This is a genomic window from Pseudovibrio axinellae (genome assembly GCF_900110875.1).
GTDB classification, from domain to species: domain Bacteria; phylum Pseudomonadota; class Alphaproteobacteria; order Rhizobiales; family Stappiaceae; genus Pseudovibrio; species Pseudovibrio axinellae.
Window position 1 is genome coordinate 1 of the sequence record NZ_FOFM01000073.1, and the last position, 2,070, is coordinate 2,070.

Sequence of the window (2,070 nt, forward strand, 5' to 3'; positions counted from 1 at the left end):
GCGAGCAGCGTTGTGTTTGAAGGGCATGAAAAAATCTTGGCTGATGAAAACTCCCGAAGCAATACGCTCTAAAGCCGGAATATTGCAACACCGCCCCTCGGGAGTAGTCGCAGTGTTCCCTTTAAGGGTGGGGTTGAAACGTGGGTCTTTCAGCCAATAATAAAGCCGCCGCTTCTTTAGCCCATTACGCTTGGCTACTTGAGCAACAGGATCGCTTCCTTCAACAGCCTCCCGACTAATTGCCCGCTTGGCATGATCGCTCCAGCGCCGTTCCCCGCTCGTCTTCGTCATCATCAAAGCCCATGCAGATAAAACTGCACGCATGATAGAGCAGCACAGTCGACACGGTTAGGTCGACTTCGCCGGACGATTACGAGTAATGCGACGAATTTCACCTTTAAAACTGATCAACTCAACGAACATCAAACTGTCAATTCAAAGCGAACCGTTTGTAACCAAAAAAAGCGAGAGCTGGGAGCCGAGTGAACTTTGCGACACAGCCGCGAGCAGATCTAAGATAAGTTCCTAAAACTGATCGCGATTCATAGTTTACGAAAAGCATAATCAGCGAGCACGCCGTTTATGACATTCTGCTGAGCATATCAGCCTTATTGTTCATGGTAATTTCCCACAGGCGGGATCTCTCATCTGATATTTCATTTCTAAGTTGATCCTCGTATTTCATGAAGAATTTTAGTCTGTCAATCATCCCATCAACAACCTGAGAAAACGAACCTTTGCCAAGCGGTGTTTTGGCACCGAAGACTGGATTTCTAAAATATTCCAAAGCCATAGGAGTACGAATCTCACTTCCTGCTAAGAAAGCAGAGGGCGTATTAAATGCCATAAATGGCAGGAATGAGTGAAGGCGAGCACCAAAAGAGAATCTATACCCGTTGAACCGTTTTGCTATGGGGTCCTCCTTACTCCACCGGTCCTCGAATAGTTTTGCATACCTCGCATCAGATAGGGGGCCTTCGAGAGAATTAATAAAATCAAATTGTTGAGGATCGGAGACTGGAGAAGAAAATACTGCAGGGATGCTTGAACTAATATCTTGAGGATGGTTGTCTAATAAAGAAACAGACAGGCCGTTTGCCCTTGAAAATTCGATAAATTTGTTAATTGGGTGATCTTTGTAATTCTCTTTGGTTAGGGTCTTTCGAAAGGGGAAATTCACGGCAATTTGATCACTTACCGTTGGCTTTATAGAAAACAACCTATCCAAAAAAACTGAAGGGCATGGTTGGAACTTAAATTTGTGAAGGTCTTCACTCGCACAAAAAGCGGAAAGCCTGCGGATATCCGCAGATCCGCGTAGGTACATACCACCGGATGAAGCGACAAAATCAGCAATAGTTTTTTGGCTCTTCGCAGAAAATGGTTTGGCTTTGGGGTTATTGTCAAAGGGAGTATTGGTACCGGTCCCAAAGGCAAACAATCGCTTTCCTACAGACCGCCAGCTCTGAATTTTATTAGACTTCAAATGACGTATTACGAGCTGATCCTTGGCAACGTCTGGCTTGTATGAACCAGATAGCAAACCGCCCGGACCGATAATGATGTTCTCAGACTTGGTATCTAGCTCATCCAAGCGGACATGATGCCAGTTGGGTTGGATTTCCTTCGAAAACAGCTTGCAGAAAGTTTCATAAATTAGAACATCCCCTGCATTACTGCACTTTCCATACGAAAGCAGAGCAGCATTTTTTATGTTCTTTCCATTATCTGACAACAACATCTCCGTAGATTTTAGTATTTAAGATATGATAAAGGGTTAGGGGCCAATCAAACAGTCTCTCGTACCGTGTAATTTATCCCTATTGAAATTGCAATTTTGATTTTAAGGGTATGCAGGCGGAATAAACTGAAACATATCCCCAAGAACTTCGGTACATGTAAGACTTGAATCTACGAAGCAACTAGCCTTTGAGAGTGCCTTGAGTACAGGAATCTCAGTATGCGATAAGTGGACTGGTAATCCCCCCATTTATGGAGGAGTTTGGTAATAGAGCTATGCCGCCATTTTTAGTTTTGTTGCGGGCGTAATGCCACCGATGGCCATGTTGG

At 44.3% G+C, this 2,070-nt stretch carries 2 protein-coding genes; both read right to left on the bottom strand.

The window, feature by feature from the left end; genetic code table 11:
* Positions 1 to 324: transposase (locus BMZ51_RS23995; protein WP_139201484.1), on the bottom strand; the 324-nt coding region annotated here is incomplete at its 3' end.
* 256 nt (positions 325 to 580) lie between these two features.
* Positions 581 to 1,735 (bottom strand): hypothetical protein, encoded by a 1,155-nt coding sequence (locus BMZ51_RS23535; RefSeq protein WP_139201485.1) that lies wholly within the window; start codon positions 1,733 to 1,735, stop codon positions 581 to 583.
* Positions 1,736 to 2,070: the final 335 nt, after the last annotated feature.